General features: G+C 58.1%; 1 protein-coding gene. It reads left to right on the top strand.

Annotation, left to right across the window (positions count from 1 at the left end):
• On the top strand, positions 1 to 246 hold a 246-nt coding region (locus tag G8O24_RS44195; RefSeq protein WP_210324929.1), incomplete at both ends, for a hypothetical protein.

Raw genomic sequence — 246 nt, 5'->3', positions numbered from 1 at the left:
CGCACCGGCCGGAAGCTCGACCATCACCGATCCCTTCACCAAATACGATCCGATCACGTCGACGTTCTTGATGGGAACGGCATCGAATTTGCCGGGAGATCCACCCGGGCAGGATCATCTTGTACTGGGGATCACTCGGGGGCAGACCGCCAGGGCCGGATCTGAAATAATCCCGCAGGGTCGAGACGAAGGTCGTCTCGAGAACATCGGGAAACAACGTGCCAAAAGCGATGTTCTGAGCGGACT

It is taken from the genome of Bradyrhizobium campsiandrae (assembly GCF_014529705.1).
Lineage (GTDB): Bacteria > Pseudomonadota > Alphaproteobacteria > Rhizobiales > Xanthobacteraceae > Bradyrhizobium > Bradyrhizobium campsiandrae.
The sequence above is the reverse complement of the archived record's forward strand: the minus strand, read 5'-3'. Positions and strand labels throughout refer to the sequence as shown.